At 72.1% G+C, this 19,659-nt stretch carries 18 protein-coding genes and 2 pseudogenes; 7 read left to right on the top strand and 13 right to left on the bottom strand.

All coding sequences use genetic code 11. The features are described from left to right. Nucleotides 1-53: 53 nt before the first annotated feature. A pseudogene (locus QA634_RS17760) lies at nucleotides 54-608 on the bottom strand (DUF1259 domain-containing protein); the annotation flags it as partial. Nucleotides 609-746: 138 nt separating this feature from the next. Then, nucleotides 747-1,582, bottom strand: a pseudogene (locus tag QA634_RS17765) (chromate resistance protein ChrB domain-containing protein). 207 nt (nucleotides 1,583-1,789) lie between these two features. Here QA634_RS17765 and QA634_RS17770 point away from each other — a divergent pair. Together QA634_RS17770 and QA634_RS17775 are read left to right on the top strand one after the other, a co-directional pair. Next, nucleotides 1,790-2,068: a metal/formaldehyde-sensitive transcriptional repressor gene (locus QA634_RS17770; protein ID WP_012333287.1), complete on the top strand. Its 279-nt coding sequence runs from the start codon at nucleotides 1,790-1,792 to the stop codon at nucleotides 2,066-2,068. Nucleotides 2,069-2,082: 14 nt separating this feature from the next. After that, nucleotides 2,083-3,201 carry a nickel/cobalt efflux transporter gene (locus QA634_RS17775; RefSeq protein ID WP_012333288.1) on the top strand — a complete coding sequence of 373 codons (1,119 nt, stop codon included), beginning with the start codon at nucleotides 2,083-2,085 and terminating at the stop codon, nucleotides 3,199-3,201. Between the two features lie 460 nt (nucleotides 3,202-3,661). On the opposite strand, the gene QA634_RS17780 is transcribed toward QA634_RS17775, so the two are convergent. Beyond that, on the bottom strand, nucleotides 3,662-3,910 hold the full coding sequence (locus QA634_RS17780; protein WP_150108849.1) for a hypothetical protein: 249 nt from the start codon (nucleotides 3,908-3,910) through the stop codon (nucleotides 3,662-3,664). A 543-nt stretch (nucleotides 3,911-4,453) separates the two neighbouring features. On the opposite strand from QA634_RS17780, the gene QA634_RS17785 reads away from it, so the two are divergent. Both QA634_RS17785 and QA634_RS17790 read left to right on the top strand, forming a co-directional pair. Then, nucleotides 4,454-5,689, top strand: coding sequence for an HlyD family secretion protein (locus QA634_RS17785; RefSeq protein WP_012333290.1), 1,236 nt, complete (start codon nucleotides 4,454-4,456; stop codon nucleotides 5,687-5,689). Next, on the top strand, nucleotides 5,671-7,671 hold the full coding sequence (locus QA634_RS17790; RefSeq protein WP_012333291.1) for a glycosyltransferase family 2 protein: 2,001 nt from the start codon (nucleotides 5,671-5,673) through the stop codon (nucleotides 7,669-7,671). The genes QA634_RS17785 and QA634_RS17790 overlap by 19 nt, the downstream gene beginning before the upstream one ends. Before the next feature lie 130 nt (nucleotides 7,672-7,801). Here the strand turns inward: QA634_RS17790 and map are convergent, their stop codons facing one another. The 3 genes from map to QA634_RS17805 form a co-directional block, all read right to left on the bottom strand. Further along, nucleotides 7,802-8,551, bottom strand: a complete 750-nt coding sequence (gene map / locus QA634_RS17795) for a type I methionyl aminopeptidase (RefSeq protein WP_012333292.1) — start codon at nucleotides 8,549-8,551, stop codon at nucleotides 7,802-7,804. Between the two features lie 79 nt (nucleotides 8,552-8,630). Beyond that, complete coding sequence (locus QA634_RS17800; protein WP_012333293.1) at nucleotides 8,631-9,344, bottom strand: SDR family oxidoreductase; 714 nt, start codon at nucleotides 9,342-9,344, stop codon at nucleotides 8,631-8,633. Between the two features lie 89 nt (nucleotides 9,345-9,433). After that, complete coding sequence (locus tag QA634_RS17805; RefSeq protein WP_012333294.1) at nucleotides 9,434-10,093, bottom strand: SDR family NAD(P)-dependent oxidoreductase; 660 nt, start codon at nucleotides 10,091-10,093, stop codon at nucleotides 9,434-9,436. Nucleotides 10,094-10,175: 82 nt separating this feature from the next. Between QA634_RS17805 and QA634_RS17810 the strand changes: the two genes are divergently transcribed. Next, nucleotides 10,176-11,108 carry a LysR family transcriptional regulator gene (locus tag QA634_RS17810; protein ID WP_012333295.1) on the top strand — a complete coding sequence of 311 codons (933 nt, stop codon included), beginning with the start codon at nucleotides 10,176-10,178 and terminating at the stop codon, nucleotides 11,106-11,108. 78 nt (nucleotides 11,109-11,186) lie between these two features. Here the strand turns inward: QA634_RS17810 and QA634_RS17815 are convergent, their stop codons facing one another. Then, nucleotides 11,187-11,828: a trimeric intracellular cation channel family protein gene (locus QA634_RS17815; protein WP_012333296.1), complete on the bottom strand. Its 642-nt coding sequence runs from the start codon at nucleotides 11,826-11,828 to the stop codon at nucleotides 11,187-11,189. Nucleotides 11,829-12,122: 294 nt separating this feature from the next. Here QA634_RS17815 and QA634_RS17820 point away from each other — a divergent pair, with 294 nt between their 5' ends. Both QA634_RS17820 and QA634_RS17825 read left to right on the top strand, forming a co-directional pair. Further along, on the top strand, nucleotides 12,123-13,337 hold the full coding sequence (locus QA634_RS17820) for a cytochrome P450 (RefSeq protein ID WP_012333297.1): 1,215 nt from the start codon (nucleotides 12,123-12,125) through the stop codon (nucleotides 13,335-13,337). 102 nt (nucleotides 13,338-13,439) lie between these two features. Further along, entirely contained in the window at nucleotides 13,440-13,580 is a 141-nt protein-coding gene (locus QA634_RS17825; RefSeq protein ID WP_018260214.1) for a hypothetical protein, read from the top strand. Nucleotides 13,581-13,804: 224 nt separating this feature from the next. Here QA634_RS17825 and QA634_RS17830 read toward each other — a convergent pair whose 3' ends face one another. From QA634_RS17830 to QA634_RS17855, 6 genes are read right to left on the bottom strand one after another with little or no spacing between them, the layout of a single operon-like run. Next, nucleotides 13,805-14,704 carry a dihydrodipicolinate synthase family protein gene (locus tag QA634_RS17830; RefSeq protein ID WP_012333299.1) on the bottom strand — a complete coding sequence of 300 codons (900 nt, stop codon included), beginning with the start codon at nucleotides 14,702-14,704 and terminating at the stop codon, nucleotides 13,805-13,807. Between the two features lie 60 nt (nucleotides 14,705-14,764). Beyond that, complete coding sequence (locus QA634_RS17835) at nucleotides 14,765-15,763, bottom strand: branched-chain amino acid ABC transporter permease (protein WP_012333300.1); 999 nt, start codon at nucleotides 15,761-15,763, stop codon at nucleotides 14,765-14,767. Between the two features lie 12 nt (nucleotides 15,764-15,775). Beyond that, complete coding sequence (locus QA634_RS17840; RefSeq protein ID WP_012333301.1) at nucleotides 15,776-16,681, bottom strand: branched-chain amino acid ABC transporter permease; 906 nt, start codon at nucleotides 16,679-16,681, stop codon at nucleotides 15,776-15,778. A gap of 55 nt (nucleotides 16,682-16,736) precedes the next feature. Then, nucleotides 16,737-17,960 carry an ABC transporter substrate-binding protein gene (locus tag QA634_RS17845; protein ID WP_012333302.1) on the bottom strand — a complete coding sequence of 408 codons (1,224 nt, stop codon included), beginning with the start codon at nucleotides 17,958-17,960 and terminating at the stop codon, nucleotides 16,737-16,739. A gap of 60 nt (nucleotides 17,961-18,020) precedes the next feature. Beyond that, the gene (locus QA634_RS17850; protein ID WP_012333303.1) at nucleotides 18,021-18,731 is read right to left on the bottom strand and encodes an ABC transporter ATP-binding protein; all 711 of its coding nucleotides are present in this window, start codon (nucleotides 18,729-18,731) and stop codon (nucleotides 18,021-18,023) included. Then, on the bottom strand, nucleotides 18,724-19,476 hold the full coding sequence (locus QA634_RS17855) for an ABC transporter ATP-binding protein (RefSeq protein ID WP_012333304.1): 753 nt from the start codon (nucleotides 19,474-19,476) through the stop codon (nucleotides 18,724-18,726). The genes QA634_RS17850 and QA634_RS17855 overlap by 8 nt, the downstream gene beginning before the upstream one ends. Nucleotides 19,477-19,659: the final 183 nt, after the last annotated feature.

Raw genomic sequence — 19,659 nt, forward strand, 5'->3', positions numbered from 1 at the left:
CGACCGCGCCCTCGCCCGTCGCGCCCGCCGCCGGCCCGGTGGCCGAGCCGGCCTCAGCTTCGGGCGGTTCTGACCCTGTCGAGCGCGGCGCGCAGGCCCCTGGCGAGGGCCCCGGCGTCGTCGTTGGCCCAGACATGCACGAAGAAGAGCCGCGGCGCGTCGTCGAGCATGGGGTTGTGCACGGCGGTCACCGCGATGCCGTGCCGGCGCAGTGCCGTGAGCAAAGGGTTCACCTCGTCGGCGGTGAGCACGAAGTCGCCCGCGATCGCCGCCCTGCCGCCGCCGGTCGGCTGGAAGTTGATCGCGATCGCCGAGCCCATCGCCTCCGGCCCGCTCATGCCGTGATCCTTGGGAGTCTCGGCGCGCGGCACGCTGACCGCGTAGACGCCGCCGTTGACCCTGCCCTTGTGCCCGAGCGCCTCGTCGATGGCCGCGGTGTCGAGGTCCAGCGCCGGGTCCGGCGCGGCGGCGCGGGCGGGGACCGGGCCTTGGCCGTCCGATGCCGGACCGGACCCGCCGGCCGGCGGGCCGCCCGTCGCCGTCTCGCCGCCGAACGGCGTCCGGCTGGCGCCCAGGGCGCCTTTCAGGACGGCCGACAGCGCCGCCGGGCGCCGTGGCGCCGCCGAACGAGAGGGCGGCCACGCGCAGCCAGACCGGCAGGGCCTCGGCCAGGCTGACGGGCCGGGGCGGGCCGGCGGGGGCCGCCAGGTCCGGCACGGCCGCGCTCGGGGTGGCGCCGCGCATGGTCAGCCCCCCGGCCTTGGCCTGTTGGTCGGCCAGTTGTGGGTCTCGTCGGTGGCGTCCCGGCACCAGCGATAGAAGGCGTCGTAGAGGAGCATGCCGGCGTCGAGCTGGGCGAGGTCGTCGGCGTAGAGGCGTGACAGGCCCAGCGACGCGGCCAGCAGGCCCGCCGCCTCGGGGGCGAGGTCGAGGCGCGCCGTGTCCGCGCCGCGGACGATGCTCGCCAGCCGGCGCAGGGGCGCGGTGCCGAGGGCGAGCTCGTCCAGCAGCACGTCGAAGGTGCAACTCTCGCCGCGGTGGCTCCAGAACACCCCCGGGCCGTCGATGTCGAAGGGCGCGCCGCCGAACTGCTCGGCCACGGCCTCGACCTCGGCCGGCGGCACGAACAGGAACTGGGCCGCCGGATCGGCGAAGCGGCGGATCAGCCACGGGCAGGCGATGCGGTCGATCTTGGGCCGCGTCCGGGTGACCCAGACGGTGCGGCCCTCGGCGTCGCGGGGGGGGGGGGCAGCTTGGCCTGCGGCACCATCGGCAGGCCGGCGGCGCGCCACGCCTCGCTGCCGCCCTCGAGGCTCTCGGCCGGCACGCCCGCCTGACGCAGCCAGGCCGCCACCCCGTGGCTGAGCGTCCGGCCGCTGCGGCAGATCACGATGGCGGCTCGGCCCGCGAGCGCCCCGGCCCACGATGCCGGGTCGCGCCAGGGGCGGCGCCCCGCGCCCGGGATCAGGTGCGGGTCGGCGGCGAAGTCCTCGTCGGTGCGCACGTCGAGGAGCGGCGGGCAGCCGGGGGTGCCGACGAGGCGCGCGAGCTTGTCGACGGGAATGGAGGTGGGCGTAGCCATGGCGCGTCCCTGCGAGAGAGCAGACTGGACGCGATGCTTCGGCCGGAGCCTCGTGAGGGGATCGCCGCCCCCAGGCCCGAAACCCTCTGCCGCCGCGCGCAGGTGTCAAGCGCGGCGGCGCCGGGGCTGTCGCGGCGCCGCGGGATGCCCATCCCTGGACAAAAATAGGGTACCCCCCTATTTTATTGGCGGCGGGGGACGTCGTTCATGGCCCACACGATCCGGGACAAGACCAAGCTGCTGGCGCGGGTGCGCCGGATCCGGGGACAGGCGGAGGCCGTCGAGCGGGCCCTGGAGGCCGAACTGGGCTGCGGCGACGTGCTGATGCTGGTCGCCTCGATGCGCGGGGCCATCAACGGGCTGACCGCCGAACTGATCGAAGACCACATCCGCCACCACGTCGTGAACCCGGACGGCGAGCCGGACGCCGACCGCGCCAGGGGCGCGGCCGAGCTGATCGAGGTGGTGCGGACCTATCTCAAGTAGCGAAGGCCGCTCCCATGACCTCACTGCCCGACCTGCTGCAGCAGGGGACCGCGCATGCGTGGCTGTTCGTGCCGAGCGCGATCCTGCTCGGGGCCCTGCACGGGCTCGAACCCGGCCACTCCAAGACGATGATGGCCGCCTTCATCATCGCCGTGCGCGGGACGGTCGCGCAGGCGGTGCTGCTGGGGCTGGCGGCGACGCTCTCGCACACGGCGCTGGTGTGGGTGATCGCGCTGGCCGGGCAATCCTTCGGGCAGCAATGGGGGGAGACCTCCGAGCCCTACTTCCAGCTCGTCTCGGCGCTCCTGATCGTCGCCCTGGCCCTCTGGATGGCGTGGCGCACCTGGCGCGAGCAGCACCACGACCACCCTCACCACCACGGCGAGGCGCGGGCCGTCGCGACCCGCGACGGGCTCCTCGCGCTGGAGGTATTCGAGGACGGCGTGCCGCCGCGCTGGCGCCTGCGCGCCGAGCGCGGCCCGCTGCCGGATCCCGGGCGGGTCCGCCTGGAGATCCTGCGCCCGGACGGCACCCGGCAGGCCTTCGCGTTCGTGCGCGCGGGCGCCGTCCTGGAGAGCCGGGAGGAGATCCCGGAGCCGCACGCCTTCACGGCGCGGCTGCACCTCGACGGCCCGGCCGGGGCGGAGACCCACGAGGCCGCCTTCGAGGAGCCCGCCCATCCCCACGCCCACATGAACCTCGGCGAGGAGGACGACGCCCATGCCCGCGCCCATGCGCAGGACATCCGGCGGCGCTTCGCGGGCCGCCGCGTCACCACGGGGCAGATCGTCCTGTTCGGCCTGACCGGCGGCCTGATCCCGTGTCCGGCCGCGATCACCGTGCTGCTGCTGTGCATCCAGCTCAAGCAGTTCAGCCTCGGCTTCGCGCTGGTCGTGTGCTTCAGCCTCGGGCTCGCTGCGACGATGGTGTCGGCGGGCGTGCTGGCCGCGCTGAGCGTCACGCACGTCGCCTCGCGCTGGTCCGGGTTCGGCCGCCTCGCCCGGCGGGCGCCCTACGCCTCGGCGGCGCTGATCGTGCTGGTCGGCCTCTATACCGGCTGGCTCGGCTGGCAGGGTATCCGGCACGGCCCGGCCGCGCACGCGGCCCAGGCGGTCGCCGCGCGGCGCGCGTGAGCCGCCGGGGCGGTCGCGGTCCGGACGCGTCCCGACGGGCTCGCCTCCCGGCATCTCCGCCCCGGGCCACGGTTCCGGCGCGGCGCCGGCGCCCGAGCCGCCGACGCGAGGGTCGGCACGCGATCGGCGGGGCGTCCCGGGGGCCGCTTCCGGCCGGGGCCTGACCTCCAGATTGCGCTCGCCCGACCTGCGCCACTGATCCGGGATCCGCTTGATCGAAGCGGATCCCGGATCCCAAGCCCGCGCGGCGCCTGAGCGAAGCCGACATCCGCATGGCCGAAATGGGAGATGGCGAAGCCATCTCCCGGATGTCGTATGATCCCTTCCGGACGTTCGCGGCGGGGCCGGGACTGCCCGGTCGCGATTGTCTTGCGGGACGTTCGATGTGGCGGCCCGGCGTCCCGGATACCGGCCGCCGCATCTCCGACCGGGTCCAGGCTCGGTGCGGCCGCTTCGCCCCTCAACGGGTGCGCACGCGCGGGCCGAATTGCGTTCCGATCAGGAAGCTGCCCCAGCCGAGCAGCAACCACGTCCTCGGATGATCGGAGATGCCCAAACGCAGGTCGCAGAGGACGACCGCGGCGCAGCCCGCGAAGAAGCCGCCCCAGATGATCGCCGCCAGGATGTTCCCGACGGGTGGCGCGAGCGACCCCGCAGCCACGCGCGACGGTCCCGACTCGAAAATCTCGGATGCTTGGTCCAACAGCATCTCTCCCGCGCGCCGCCGCATTGTCGAAACTCCAGCCGCGCAGCTTGTCGGTTCGACCATATAAAGATTGGTTTTGGGAGATGAATGATTTGAAATGAAAAACTACAATAAAATAGTTCAGGATTGAATCTTCGTGAGATAATCGACCAACAGGTAACCACCACGAGGGAAATCCGGGCCGGGCGGCCTCGCGCCGAGCACCCCGCGCGTTCACGCTCCGCGGCGCGGGAGCCCGCGGAGGCTGTGGACCTCGTCCCGGAACCGGATCCCGGGTCGTGGCCGTCGTGCCGGCCGCACCCCGCCGCTCGGTCTCGATCGCGGGGGCATCGGCCCGGGATCACGGGCGCCGCGTCCCCCGGTCTCCGGCGCCGGCTCAGCGCCTGCGCGCCCGTGAACAACGAGGAGTTGATGCGTGCCCGCATCCCTCGGGCGGAACCGGCGCAGGCCCGCGAATTCCGGCGCGATTTGCACAGAGTCACCGAACCAAATCCGACCATGATGGGTTACTAATGCACCTGCTGGTTGCGATCGGAGGTGTGAGCAATGTTATGGAACAGGCGAGCCGTTCGAATTACGGTAGGTCTACTGCTGCTCGGCGCGGTATTGCTTGCCATTCTGCCAAATTTTACTGGATATACGAGCCTTGATGGAACGGTAAACGCTCGCTTCACGGTCGTTGCAGCCCCGATCGAAGGTGTTGTCACCGCAACACCGCCGAAGGTCGGGACCTCCGTGCCGAAGCACACGGAACTGTTCACGATCCGAAATTCCCGCATCGCGCGCACGGCGGAAGCACAGCTGGACGCGGACCTCGGCGCGGCGCGCGAAAGGCTGCGCGCACTGGAAGCTCAGATCGGAAATCTGACAGCGCTCAGGAACGACCTGAACGGTCGCCTGAAAGAGTATCAGCAGGCGAGCCTTGCCAACATCCAGCAGGAGATGGTGGTCCGCCAGCAGCGCATCGGCGCCGCCCAGGCCAACCAGGCCTCGGCAACGGCCGACCTCGTGCGCAAGACCACGCTCGGCGCGACCGGCGTGGTCGCGGGAAGCTCCGTCGAGGCGGCGCGCGCCGCGTCCATCACCGCCGCGAGCGAGCAGGCCATCGCCAAGGCCGAGCTGGAGCGCCTCAACCGGCAGCTCGACGCCGTCAAGCGCGGCACCTTCGTCGGTGAGGGCCGCAACGACGTGCCCTACTCGCAGCAGCGCGCGGACGAGGTCACGATCCAGCTCGCGACCGTCGAGACGCAGACCCGCTCCGAGCGCGCGCGCGTCCAGCTCCTCGTGCGCCAGCTGGAGATCGAGCGTCAGCGCAACGACACGCTCTCGCTCGCGGACGTGCGCGTGCCCTTCGAGGGCGTGATCTGGCGCAACAACGTCGTGGCGGGATCGAACGTCGTGGTCGGCAACGAGCTGATCCGCCTGCTCGACTGCCGCGACCTGTTCGTCGACATCCTCGTCGACGAGACCGATTACGACCAGATCAGGCCGGGCGACCAGGCGGAAGTGCGGCTCCTCGGCAGCACGGAGATCATCCGCGGCACGGTGGTGTCCGTGCGCGGGTCGAGTGCGGCCGTCGAGGAGGTGGTGCTCGCGGCAGTGCCTCCGGAGAGCCGCGGCAGGAACGCCCGCATCCGGGTCGCCCTCGAACCGAACGGGATGCAGACCGACTACGCAAATTTCTGCCAAGTCGGCCGCACCGTCCAGGTCCGCATTGCCCGCACGAACGCCACCCTTCCCATCGTGTCTTGGGTGAAGAATCTGTGGTTCAGCATCTCGTAGCACTGGCGCCGACCCTCCTCGTCGCGGCGTTCTTCCTGATTCTCACGCTCAATTGGCCTCGCGACGCGAATTGGTCGCGGGCGATCACCTGCGCCTTCGTGCTGCTCGTCGCCCTGCGCTACCTCGTCTGGCGCTTCGTGGCCACCGTGCTGCCCTCCCCCGCCAACGGGAGCTTCGGCTTCTACTGGACGTGGTTCGTCTTCTTCGTTGAACTCGGCGCCTTCGCGGACATCCTGCTCTTCCTCGTCGCGATGAGCCGCTCGGTGGACCGCCGCGCCGAGGCCGACCGCCTGGAGAAGGCGTTCTTCGCGCGGGAGCCGGCCGACCTCCCGACGGTCGACGTGTTCATCCCGACCTACAACGAGCCGCTGGACGTCCTGGAGCGCACCATCGTGGGAGCGCTCGCCCTCGACTACCCCCAGGACAAGCTCAAGATCTACGTCCTCGATGACAAGCGTCGCGACTGGCTGCGGGACTATTGCGATAGGAAGGGCGCGATCCACGTCACGCGGCCCGACAACACGCATGCCAAAGCCGGCAATTTGAACAACGGCCTCAAAGTCTCTTCGGGAGATTTCGTCGCAATATTTGACGCGGATTTCGTGCCGTACCGGCATTTTCTGCGGCGGACAGTTCCGTTCTTCGCCGACCCGACCATTGGTATTGTTCAGACCCCGCAGCACTTCTTCAACAAGGATCCGGTGCAGTCCAACCTCAGTCTGGAGAAGGTCTGGCCCGACGAGCAGCGCCTGTTCTTCGACGAGATGGCGACCTCGCGCGACGCCTGGGACGTGAGCTTCTGCTGCGGCTCCTGCTCGATCACGCGGCGAGCGGCCATCACCACGATCGGTGGCTTCCCGTACGAGTCGATCACCGAGGACCTGCTCACCACGCTCGCCCTCCTCAACAAGGGCTACAAGACGCGCTACCTCAACGAGCGGCTCTCGATGGGGCTCGCGGCGGAGAACCTGAAGGGGTACTTCGTTCAGCGGAGCCGGTGGTGCCGAGGCGGGATCCAGACGATCTACCTGCACAACGGGCCGCTGCGCGGCCCCGGCCTCACCCTGTTCCAGCGCTTCATGTTCCTGCCGCTGTCCTGGCTCGTCCAGTACACGGTGCGTTTCGTCATCCTGGTGGTGCCCGCAGTCTATCTCTGGACCGGGGCCGCGCCGCTCACCTTCACCAGCACGGTCGATATCGTGTGGTACCAGCTGCCGGTGCTCGCCGCCTACTTCCTGCTGATGGGCTGGCTCACTCCGACGCGCTACCTGCCGCTCGTCTCCTCCGCGGTCGGGGCGTTCGCCACCTTCCGCATGCTGCCGGTGGTGATCATGAGCCTCATCAAGCCCTTCGGGGTGCCGTTCCGGGTGACGCCGAAGGGCTCGGGCAACGTGGAATCGGAGTTCGACGCCTACACGTTCTTCTCGATCGCCTTCTGGATCGCCGTCACGGCTCTGGGCCTCGTCATCAACGTCGTTCCCGAGTGGTCCAGGATCGGACGCGGGGAATTCTCCGTGGTGTCGGCCTACTGGGCGGTCGTGAACATCCTGGTGCTGATGGTGGCGGCGCTGATCTGCTTCGAGAAGCCGAGGCCGCTGCTGGACAGCTTCGCGACGGACGAGGACGCGCGGGTCGAGTTCGAGACCGGCGCCATGCTGGGCAAGGTGACGAGCTTGTCGCTCGCAGGCGGGATCGCGGAATTCGACGCGGATCCGAACGTCAGGGTCGGGGACCGGCTCACCGTCGAGATGGACCGCTTTCCGCACCTGCGCTGCACGGTCGAGAAGGTCGGCCGCCGCTCCCGCCAGGGCAGGTCGGCCGTGAAGTTCTCATACACGCTCGACGAGGCGTGCCGCGACCGCATGATCGTGAAGCTCTACACGGGCGGCTACTCGCAGGACATCCACGACCTCGACAAGTCGGCGGTCGTGGGTGGCATCTGGTCACGCATGTTCGGTCGCACTGCGAGAGTGTCGGCTTGACCCATGGGCGCGTGCACCCGGAGCAGCGCCCGATCGCGGCGCGATCGGACGCTGCTCCCGGTCCTCGATTGTGCGGCATCGTCCGCGACGAACCGGCATCCGCGTCGTCGGAAAATGCTCTGAGGCCCGCTCACCTGGGCAGCGTCACGACCAGGGCGCCGCGGCGCGTGGCCACGATCGTGTGTTCGTACTGCACGGTCGCTGCCTTGGGTTCGCTCACCAGGGTCCAGGCGTCGTCGCCCCGCTCGGCGAGCTTGGCACCCAGCGACAGGAAGGGCTCGACCGTGAAGACCAGCCCCTCGGTGATCGTCCGCCGCTCGGAGCGGTCGGGCCACGTGGCGATCTCCGTGGGCTCCTCATGGAGCGAGTGGCCCACGCCGTGGCTGGCGAGGTTCCGGACCAGGGTGTAGCGGTGGCGCCGCGCGAATTCCCCGATCGCCTGGCCGATTCCGGCGAGCGGCTTGTTGACGCCGACCTGCCGGATGCCGGTCCACATGGCTCGTCGCCCGTCCCGGCACAGCCGCTCGATGGAGGTCGAGACGGGGGGCACCGCGAAGGAGGCGCCCGTATCGGCGAAGATGCCGTTCTTCTCCGCCGAGACGTCGATGTTGACGAGGTCGCCCGGCGCGATCCGCCGCTCGCCCGGGATGCCGTGGGCGACCTCCTCGTTGACGCTGATGCAGGTCGCGCCGGGAAAGTCGTAGCAGAGCTCGGGTCCCGGCCGGGCGCCCGCGTCCTCCATGAGCCTCCGGCCTATCCTGTCGAGCTCGCCGGTCGTGATGCCCGGCTCGATCGCCGCGCCCATGGCCTTGAGCGTGTTGGCGACGATCCTGCCGATCGCTTCGAGCTGACGGAGCTCATCGTCGTTCGAGACGGTCATTCACGCTCCGGGGCCGTGCTATGCCGGGCGGGAGTTACACGCGGCGCCGCGCGCCCACAATGGCCCGGGCGGGCGCCGCTCACGCGATGGCGGCGCCCCCGTCGAGGCGGAGGGTCGAGCCCGTCGCGAAGGGCGTGGCGGCGAGGAACAGGACCGCGTTGGCGACGTCCTCGGGACGGCCGACGCGGCGCGCCGGCAGCCGCTCCGCCGCATTCGCGAACATGGCGGCGCGGTCCGCCTCCGCCATGCGCGACCAGAGCGGCGTCTCGATCAGGCCGGGCGACACCGTGTTGACCCGCACCGGGGCGAGTTCGAGGGCGAGGCCCCGTGCCAGCCCTTCGAGGGCGGCGTTGATCGCCCCCTGCAGGACCGCGGTGGCCAGGGGCCGCTCGCTCATGTAGCCCGACACGAAGGTCAGCGAGCCGCCCGGCCCGATCCGCGCGGCCCGGGCGACCTGGTAGGCGCCCCAGAACTTGCTCTCCATCGCGGCCCGGGCCGCGTCCAGCCCGAGGCCCCGGACGGGGCCCCGGGCCGTCTCGGCGGCGGAGATCGCGACGTGGTCCCAGGGACTCTCATCGGCGAAGAACCGCTCGACGGCGCCGTTGTCGGTCGTGTCGAGCACGACGGCGCGCGCCGTGCCGCCGATCGCCGCGAGGGCCGCATCGAGCTTGTCCCGGGAGCGCGAGGCCACCGTCACGGCCGCTCCCGCCCCGGCGGCGGCGCGCGCCGTGGCCAGCCCGATCCCGGAACTTCCGCCGAGAACGAGGAAGCGCTGGTCCTTCAACTGCTGCATGCTCCTGCTCCTGTCCCGATCCCGCCCCCTCCGGTGCGGCGAGCCGATGCACCGCGGGATCCGTGCCGATTCCCGCTCGCGCACGAGGCTCAGCCCGCGGGCGTGTAGGTCGCCTCGACCGTCCACGACCCCGCCGGCTGGGCGTGGAGCTGCCAGAACCGCTCGCCGACCGCCTTCGCATCCTCGGAGCCCGGGTTCACGAAGCCGGCGACCGTGACGGTCGCGACGTGGATCCCCTGCTGCCGGAAGCGCTCGAACAGGCCGTGCGCCAGGGCGCGGATTCCCGCCTTGCCGATGCTCAGGGACAGGTAGTCCGGGTGAGGCTGCAGGCCGAAGCCGCCGCCGGTGAGCAGGATCGTGCCGCCGCCCCGCGCGGCCATTCCCGGCGCGACCGCCTGGGCCGCCGCCATCGCGCCGCCGATATTCACCGCGAGGTCGCCGGTGAAGGTGTCGCGCGGCTGCTCCGCGAGCGCGGCCCGGCGCATGGACGCGGCGTTGTAGTGCAGCACGTCGATGCCGCCGAACTCCCGCTCGACGCTCTCGACCAGGGCGGCCACGCTGGCCGGGTCGCCCGCATCCGCGGCGCGCGCCTCGGCCGCGTAGCCCTTGGCCTCGAGCTGCGCGGCCAGGCCGCGCGTCCTGTCCGCGTTGCGGGCGCTCAGGATCACCCGGAAGCCCTCGCGGGCGAACCGCTCGGCCGTCTCCAGGCCCATCCCGGGGCCTGCACCGATGCTGAGAAACGTCCTCATGGCTGGTCTCCTCGACGGTGGAATGGCCGTGAGGTAAGCCATGCAGGGCGGGCGATTAATCCGGGAAGGCCGCATTTCACTCATGCAGGCGGTGCAGCAATTGCGGGAGCTGGGCGGCCTCGACGAACTGGCGGCCTTCGTGACCGTGGCCGAGGCGGGCAGCTTCGCGGCGGCGGCCAAGCTGCTCGGCCGGGACGCGTCCGTGCTCTCGCGGCGGGTGAGCCAGCTGGAGGAGCGCCTCGGCGTGCGGCTGCTCTCGCGCACCACGCGGCGCGTCGCGCTGACGGAGGTGGGCGCGGTCTATTGCCGTCGGGTGCAGGGGCTGCTGGAGGAGCTGGCGAGCGCCAGCCGCGAGGCCAGCGATTCCGCGGCCGCGCCCCAGGGCCTCCTGCGGGTGTCGCTCCCGGTCTCGTTCGGGCGGCAATGGGTGGCGCCGCTGCTGCCCGGGTTCCTCGCCCGGCACCCGCGCATCCGCATCGATCTCCGCCTGACCGACCGGTTCGTCGACGTGGTCGCCGAGGGGTTCGACGTGGCGATCCGGGTCGCGGCCGGGCCGCAGCGCGACAGCTCCCTCACCACCCGCAGGATCGCGTCCTATCGGAACCTGCTCGTGGCCGCGCCGGGCTACCTCGCCGCCCGCGGCGCGCCGCGGACCCCCGCGGACCTGCTGCGGCATGCCTGCCTGGGCTTCACTGGCTACGCCGCCTGGCCCGACTGGCCGCTGATCAAGGACGGCCGGCGCGAGACGATCCGCCCGGCCTGCTCCCTGGTCGCGGACCATTCGGAGGCGCTGCTCGCCGCCGCGATCGGGGGCGCCGGGATCACCTTCACGTCCCACTGGCTGGCAGGGCCGGCGCTGCGGGCCGGGACGCTGGTCGAGGTGCTGCCGGGCTGGGAGGGGACGGAGCGCGGGGGCGTCTACGCGATCCTGCCGCCCGGCCGCTTGGTGCCGACCAAGTCCCGCCTGTTCGTGGACGAGGTGGCCGGAGCCATCAGGGCGGGATGGGCGCGCTGAGCCCGGCCTGGCCCGGGGGCTTGGGCCGGGGGCTTGGGCCGGGCGGGATTGCGCCGGCAGAGGCCGGCGCGGTCCGGTTCAGCGCAGCGGCGGAGGGCTCGGCCCGCGATGCGGGCGAAGGGTCAGCCCCCACCGGATGGCGGCGCCCCGCAGCAGGAAACCCACGAGCGCGCCCGTCAGCGCGGGCCAGGGCGCGCTCAGGCCGGCCTCGTCGAGGACCACGAAGGTCGCGGCCGCCACCAGCGCCGCGGTGACGTAGAGTTCATGGCGGAGCAGGACGGACGGAACGCCCGCCGTGATGTCGCGGATGACGCCGCCCACGCAGGCCGTGATGATCCCGGCCGCGGCCGCCGAGATGGAGGAGACGCCGAACTGGAGAGCCTTGCCGGCGCCGTAGACCGCGTAGGCGGCGAGGCCGGCGGCGTCGAGCCAGTCGAGCGCCCGTTCCGGCCACCAGCGCAGCGGCATCGCCCAGGCCGCCACGGCGACGAGGACGCAGAGGATCACGGGAGCCGGATCCCGCATCCAGAAGACCGGCGCGCCGATCAGGAGGTCGCGCAAGGTCCCGCCGCCCGTCGCCGTGACGAGGGCGAAGAAGCAGGCCGCCACGATGTCGAGGCGCTTGCGCACGGCGGCGAGCGATCCCGAGGCGGCGAACACCGCCAAGCCGGCCAGGTCCAGCCAGGGGAGGAGGGGTTCGAGGGCGATCGGCGACGGCACGTCGGTCAGCTCTTTGCGGCGAGGAGGGCGGGTCCCTCCCGCCGCGGAGTGCCAGCCGCCGGGAGCGTTCGCAACCGTCCGCGGACGGGCCCCCCCCGCCGCGCTTCGCGCGGTGCCGCGCCCCGCCCGGTGCCGCGCCCCGCCCGGTGCCGCGCCCCGCGGTGCCGCTCCGCCCGGCCCGGTTCGGGCCTCGCATCCGCCGCGCCGCGGCGGCCGGACGTCGTCGCTCACGGTCGCGTCTCCCGCGGTCTAGGATGAGGCTCTCAGCGCCCCGTCGCCCGAAGGAGAGCCGCGATGGCCGCCCCGGATCCCGCTCCGGCCGACACCGCCCCGGTGGCCCGCGCCGCGCTCGAGGCCGACCCGCACGGCATGCTCGCGCGCCTGCGCGCCGCCGTCCCGTTCATCCGGACCGACGACGGGGTGGTGATGCTGCTGCGGGCCGCCGACATCCAGGCCCTCGTCACCGATCCGCGCACCCGGCAGGTCGAGACCGAATTCGCGATGCTGCGCGGCATCACCGAGGGCCCGCTCTACGAGTTCTTCCGCCTCACCGCCCTGTTGTCGAACGGCGAGGTGCATCGGCGGCGGCGCGCCCCGATGGCCCGCAGCTTCGCCTTCCAGGCCGTGGCGGCCCTGCGCCCGCGCGTGCGGGCCCTCGCCGAGGATCTCGTGGCCGCGCGGGCGGCGCGCGGGCGCATGAACCTCGTGGCCGATTACGCGTCCCCGCTCCCGGCCCGGGCGATCGCCGCGATCCTCGGCCTTCCGGAGCGCGACGTCCCGGATTTCACGCGCCTCGTCTACGCCATGGCCCGGACCCTGAGCTCGGCCTACCGGCCGGAGGACCGGCCCGAGGCCGAGGCGGCGGCCTGCCGGCTCACGGACTACGTCGACCGCCTCGTGGCGGAGCGCCGCCGCGCGCCGCGGGACGACCTGATCTCGGCCTTCGTGCCGCTCATCGACGCGGGCGACGCCGAGGCGGCGGCCGAGACGCGCATGCAGATCGTCTCCCTGATCCTGGCCGGCAGCGACACGACGCGGGCGGCGCTGGCGATCCAGATCGGCCTGCTGCTGTCCCATCCGGCGCAGTGGCAGGCGGTCTGCCGCGACGAGGCGCTGATCCCCGGGGCGGTGGCCGAGGCTCTGCGCTACGAGCCCGCGGTCGGCTCCTACCCCCGCTTCACCCTGGAGGCGATCCCGCTCGACGGGGGCGTGCTGCCCGCCGGCGCCCTCGTCTCCTTCTCGACGCTCTCGGCCCTGCGCGATCCGGCCCTCTGCGCGCGGCCGGAGGTCTTCGACATCCGCCGCAGCGACCATCCGCGCTGGCACCTCGTCTTCGGGGGCGGCGCGCATCGCTGCCTCGGCGAGGCGCTCGCCCGCATGGAGCTGGAGGAGGGAATGCGGGCGCTCACGGCCCGCCTGCCCGGACTGCGCCTCGACGCGCCCCTGACGGTGCGCGGCTCGGCCGGGATCCGGCGGGTGGAGGAGGTCCCGGTCTCCTGGCCGGCCTGAGGCGGAAGGCCCACTTCCGCGGGCTTGCCGGCATCCCCACATGGTCGCCCGGCGGCCGCCGCGATGGGCGGACGGCCCCTTGGCAATGTCGAGTCACGCGTCATGACCTCGATCAAGGTCAGGCTGTGCGGGGACGGCACCTACACGGTCTTCTGCGACGGCGGCGTGGTCAGCACCGGGCTGACCCGCGCCCAGGCCGATCAACTCGCGGCGGTTCTCCGCTCGATCCAGGGAGGCGGGTGAGGGCCGGGACACCGGCCCCCGCGGGAGCCTGCCGGGTCATGCCGACGGCCCGGGATGCCGACGCATCGGGCCGGCGATCCTCGCGCATCGTCGATGCGAGCCGATGGCCCGACGAAGAGTGGCTTCACCACAAGTCGAGAACGGACCCGACGGTGCCGCCACGGCACCGTCGGGATCATCCCAAATCCGATTGATCCCTTCGGGATAGCGGATGTGGGCTTCGCTCACGCGCCGCGCGGGCTTGCGGCCGGGCGATGCTCCAGGGCGCGGCGCACGGTCGCCTCGACTTGCGCCCGGCGGGATCCCGCCAGCGGGAGGCGCGGCGCCCGCACGTGCTCCGTCGAGCCGAGCGCGATCGCCTCCGCGAGCTTGATGTTCTGGACCAGATAGGTCGAAACGTCGAGGTCGAGGAGCGGCCGGAACCAGCGGTAGAGCGCGAGCGCCTCGGCGAGGCGCCCCGTCCGCAGCAGCCGGTAGAGCGCCACCGTCTCGCGCGGGAAGGCGCAGACCAGGCCCGCCACCCAGCCGACCGCCCCGACCGTGAGCGCCTCCAGGGCGAGGTTGTCGACGCCGGTGAGGATCGCGTAGCGGTCGCCCAGATGGTTGATGATCTCGGTGGTGCGCCGGATGTCGTCGGAGGATTCCTTGATCGCCACGAAGCGCGGATCCGCGGCGAGTTCCGCCATGATCCGCGGCGTGACGTCGACCCGGTAGGCGACCCGGTTCGAGTAGATCATCACCGGCAGGTCGCCGGCCGCCGCCACCGCCCGCAGCGTCGCGACCGTCTCGGCCTCGTCGGTGTGGTAGATCGGGCTCGGCACCACCATCAGGCCGGAGGCGCCGGCCCGGGCGGCGCGCGACGCCAGCGCGCAGGCCTCGCGCGTGCCCGCCTCCGAGACGGTGAGGAGGACGGGCCGGCCGCCCGCCACGCCCTGGGCGGTCCTGAGCACCGCGAGCCGCTCGTCCTGCGACAGCATCGGGCCCTCGCCGAGGGAGCCGCAGACGATCAGCCCGTCGCAGCCCGCCTCCAGCTGGAGCGCGAAGCAGCGCTCCATCTCGGCGTGATCGAGGTCCCCGTCGGGCGTGAACTTGGTCGTGACCGCGGGGAGGACACCGGTCCACATCGTGAGCGTCTCCTGTGACAAGGGCGGGAGGGAGCGGCACCCCGGCGAGGGGGCGCCGCCTCAGGCGGCCTCGGCGGGCGAGGCCGCCTGCGCGGGGCGGGACCGGGCCTGCGCGCCCGGCCTTCGCCGCGGCACGGCCCGGTGCAGCATCTCGCCGACGACGCCGCGCCGGAAGAACGAGACGCAGAGGATGAAGATCAGGCCGATCACCACCGTGACGAGGTCGCCCAGGGTCGCAAGGTAGTTCTGCAGGCCGACGACCAGCGCCGCCCCGACGAGCGGCCCGAACAGGGTGCCGACGCCGCCGAGCAGCGTCATCAGCACCACCTCGGTCGAGGTGTGGAGCGAGACGTCGTTGAGGGAGACGAGCTGGAACACCAGGGCCTTGAGGGCGCCCGCGGCGCCCGCCACGGCCGCCGAGAGCACGAAGGCGATGAGCTTGAAGCGGTCGGTCTCGTAGCCGAGGGAGGTCGCGCGCGCCTCGTTGTCCCGCACCGCCTGCAGGATCCGCCCGAAGGGCGAGTGGACGACCCGGTACACGAACAGGAAGCCCGCCGCGAACAGAGCCAGCGTCAGGTAGTACATCGCCGTGTCGGAGGAGAGCGCCACCAGCCCGAACAGGCTGCCGCGCGGGATGCCCTGCAGGCCGTCCTCGCCCCCGGTCCAGCGCAGCTGCACCGCCAGGAAGGACACGACCTGCGACAGGGCGAGGGTGATCATCGCGAAGGAGATGCCCCGCCGCCGGATCGCGAGGCCGCCGATCACCAAGCCGGCGAGGGCCGCGGCGAGCACCCCGGCGAGGAAGGCCGCCGGCATGCCGAGCGGATGGCTGCCGAGGCGGATCATCAGGGCCCCGGTGACGTAGCCGGCGGTGCCCAGGAAGGCGGCGTGCGCGAAGGAGACCAGCCCGGTGAAGCCGAGCAGCAGGTTGAAGGCGCAGGCGAACAGCCCGTAGCACATCACCTTCATGACGAAGACCGGGTAGATCAGGTGCGGCACGAACGGCACCGCGAGCGCCGCGGCGACGAGGGCGGCGAACAGGCGCAGGGTCGTCGGCATCGCGCGTCCCCCTCAGGCTTCGCGGCCGAACAGGCCGGCCGGGCGCAGCAGCAGCACCAGGGCCATGATCACGAAGATCACCACCGTGGAGGCCTCCGGGTAGACGACCTTGGTGACGCCCTCGACGAGGCCGAGCCCCAGGCCCGTGACCATCGCGCCCAGGATCGAGCCGAGGCCGCCGATCACCACGACCGCGAACACGATGTTGAGGATGCTGCCGCCCATCAGCGGGGTCACCTGCATGATCGGGGCGGCGAGCACGCCCGCGAGCCCCGCCAGGGCGACCCCGAAGCCGTAGGCCAGCGTGATCATCAGCGGCACGTTGATGCCGAAGGCCTGGAGCAGGCGCGGATTCTCGGTCCCGGCCCGCAGGTAGGCGCCGAGCCGCGTGCGCTCGAAGGCGTACCAGGTGGAGAGGCAGATCAGCAGCGAGGCGCCGACCACGAAGACCCGGTACTTCGGGAGCAGCATGAAGCCGACATCGACCGGCCCCTGGAGCGATTCGGGCGGCTCGTAGCCCTGGCCCGAGACCCCGTAGGCGTGGCGGAACAGCCCCTCGGTCACCAGGGCGACCCCGAAGGTCAGGAGCAGGCCGTAGAGGTGGTCGAGATGGGAGAGGCGCCGCAGCAGCAGGCGCTCGACCGCCATGCCGAGGGCCGCGACGCAGAGGGGCGCCACGAGGAGGGCCGGCCAGAAGCCGATCTGGAATTCGGGCATGCCCAGCCAGGGACCGACCTGCGTCAGGCCGATCCAGGCCAGGAATGCCGCCATCATGAACTGCGCGCCGTGCGTGAAGTTGATGATGTTGAGCAGGCCGAAGATGATCGCGAGTCCCATGCTCAGCATCGCGTAGAAGCAGCCGGCGATGAGCCCGATCGTGACCTGAGCGAGGGCGCTCTGCAGCGTGATGTCCGGCATCGGGAGGCTCCGGCGTGGCGGGCGGGGTGCCGGCGCGGCGCGCCGGCGCGCGGGGTCAGCCCCGGGCGTTGAGGGGGCAGGCGTCGCTCGGCTTCGGATAGACGTCCTCGCCCTTGAGCACCGCCTTGACGGTGTAGAAGTCCCAGTCGCGCTTCGACTCGGAGGGCTTCTTGACCTGGAGCAGCAGCAGGTCGTGCACCAGGGCGCCGTCCGCGCGCAGGCGGCCGTTGCGGATCACCGCGTCGTCGATCGTCATGGTCCGCAGCTTCGCCATCACGGCGCCGGCCTCGTCGGTGCCGGCGGCCTCGATCGCCCGCAGGTAGCTCAGCACCGCCGAGTAGACCGCCGCCTGCGAGGCGCTCGGCATCCGCTTCGTGCGTGCGAAGTAGGTCTCCGCGAAGGCGCGCGAGCGCGCGTCGAAGTCCCAGTAGAAGGCCTCGGTGAGGTACATGCCCTCGGCCTTGGCGAGGCCGAGGCTCCTCACGTCCGTGATGTAGGTGAGGAGCGGCGCGATGACCTGCTTGTCGCCGCGGCCGATGCCGTACTCGGCGGCCTGCTTGATGGCGTTGATGGTGTCGGCCCCGGCATTGGCGAGGGCGATCACCTGGGCGCCGGTGGCCTGGGCCTTCAGCATGTAGGAGGAGAAGTCGCCTCCCGGGAAGGGATGGCGCGAGGTGCCCAGCACCTTGCCGCCCCCGGCCTCCACCACCGCGGCGGCGTCGCGCTCCAGCGAGTGGCCGAACGTGTAGTCCGCCGTCACGAAGTACCAGGATGTGCGGCCGGCCCGGAGCAGCGCCTTGGCGGTGCCGGCGGCGAGCGCGGCGGTGTTGACCATCCACTGCGCGCTGAGCGGCGAGCACTTGTCGGTGATCGCCGCCATGGCGACGCCCGCCGAGAGCATCGTCACCCGGTTCTTCTGGCGGGCGATCTCCATCACGGCGAGCGCCGTGGAGGAGGTCGGGAAATCGGCGATCATGTCGACCTTGCCCTGGTCGAACCACTCGCGGGCGAGGTTCGCGGCGATGTCGGGCTTGTTCTGGTGGTCGGCCGCGACCAGTTCGACCGGGGCGCCGAGCACCTTGCCGCCGACCTCGTCGATGGCGATCTGGGCCGCCACCGCGGAGCCGCGGCCGGTGAAGTCCGCGTAGATCCCCGACATGTCGGTGAGGATGCCGACCTTCACGACGCCGTCGCTGACCGCCTCGGCGGCCCGCCCGCCCGCGGCCGCGAAGGCCGCGAGCGAGAGCCCCAGCGCGTATCCGATGAACCGCGACCGCATTCCCGCCTCCTGTGACCCCGGCCTGCCGCCGGTCCCGTCCCGATATCCCTCCTGCCGGCCTCAGACGCCGAGGAGCTGCGCGACCTCCTCCTCCCGCGCGGCGACCGCCTCGGCCGGGATCTCCGCGGCGACGCGGCCGTGCTCCACCACGTAGTGGCGGTCGGCGAGGGAGCGGGCGAAGTGGAAGTTCTGCTCGACGAGCACGATGGTGAAGCCGCGGCTCTTGAGCAGCGCCACCGCCCGCCCCAGCGCCTCGACGATCACCGGCGCGAGACCCTCGGTGATCTCGTCGAGGAGCAGGATCCGGGCGCCGGTGACGAGGATGCGGCCGAGGGCCAGCATCTGCTGCTCGCCCCCCGAGAGCTGCCCGCCATAGCTGTCCTGCCGCTCGGCGAGGTTGGGAAAGAGGCCCAGCACCTCGGGCAGCGCGAGACCCTGCGTCCCGAGCCGGGGCAGGAGGGTGAGGTTCTCGCGGGTGGTCAGCGTCCGGTAGACGCCGCGCTCCTCCGGGCAGTAGCCGATCCCCAGGCGGGCGATGCGGTGGGGCGGGCGCTGGATCACCTCCTCGCCCCGCACCCGCACCGAGCCGGCCCGCCGGTCGGTGAGGCCGAGGATCGCCCTCAGGGCGGTGGTGCGCCCCGCGCCGTTGCGGCCGATCAGCGTGACGCACTCGCCCTCGCGCACCGTGAGCGACATGCCGAACAGGGCTTGGCTCTCGCCGTACCAGGCTTCCAGGTCGCGGGCCTCCAGGACGACCGGGCGCTCAGCCATGCCCGCCTCCCAGGTAGGCGGCCCGCACCGCGCCGTCGCGCGAGACCTGCGCGTAGCTGCCCTCGGCCAGGATCTCCCCGCGCTGCAGCACCGTGATCGTGTCGCAGAGGTCGGCCACGACCGACATGTTGTGCTCGACCATCACGACCGTCCGGCCCTGCGCCGCCCCGCGGATCAGGTCCTTGACCCGGGCGACGTCCTCGACGGCCATGCCCTGGGTCGGCTCGTCGAGGAGCAGGACGGGCGGGTCGAGCGCGAGGGTGGTGGCGAGTTCCAGGGTGCGCTTGCGCCCGTAGGGCAGGTCGGCGGCGGGCATCTCGGCCGCGTCGGCGAGGCCGACCTCGCCGAGCAGGTCGAGCACCTTCCCGTCGAGCGCCGCCAGGGAGGCGCAGGAGCGCCAGAAGCAGTACTGCGTGCCGAGCCGCCGCTGCAGGGCCACCCGGACGTTCTCCCGCACGCTCAGGTGCGGGAAGGTGGCGGAGATCTGGAAGGAGCGCACGAGCCCCCGGCGCGCCGTGGCCGCCGGGCCTTCCCGCGTGATGTCCCGGCCCTCGTAGAGGATGCGCCCGCTCGTCGGCGCGACGAACTTGCTCAGGAGGTTGAACACCGTCGTCTTGCCGGCGCCGTTCGGGCCGATCAGGGCGTGGATGCTGCCGCGCCGCACCCGCAGGTCGAGGCCGCGCACGGCCGTGAACCCGCCGAAGGACTTCGTCAGACCCACTGTCTCCAGGGCGAGGACGACCACGGCCGGGCTCCTTGTCGAGGTCGATTCGTAGATTGTATAAAATCTGCACCGCGGTCAACAGCCGCGCCGCGGCGCAAGTCCCCAGGGCCGCGTCACCAAGGCCGCGTCACCAAGGCCGCGTCACCGAGGCCGCGCGCCGCGCCGGCCCTGGCGCGAGGCCGGCGAGATGTATAATTTATCCGC

This window comes from Methylobacterium sp. CB376, from assembly GCF_029714205.1.
In the GTDB taxonomy this organism is placed as follows: domain Bacteria; phylum Pseudomonadota; class Alphaproteobacteria; order Rhizobiales; family Beijerinckiaceae; genus Methylobacterium.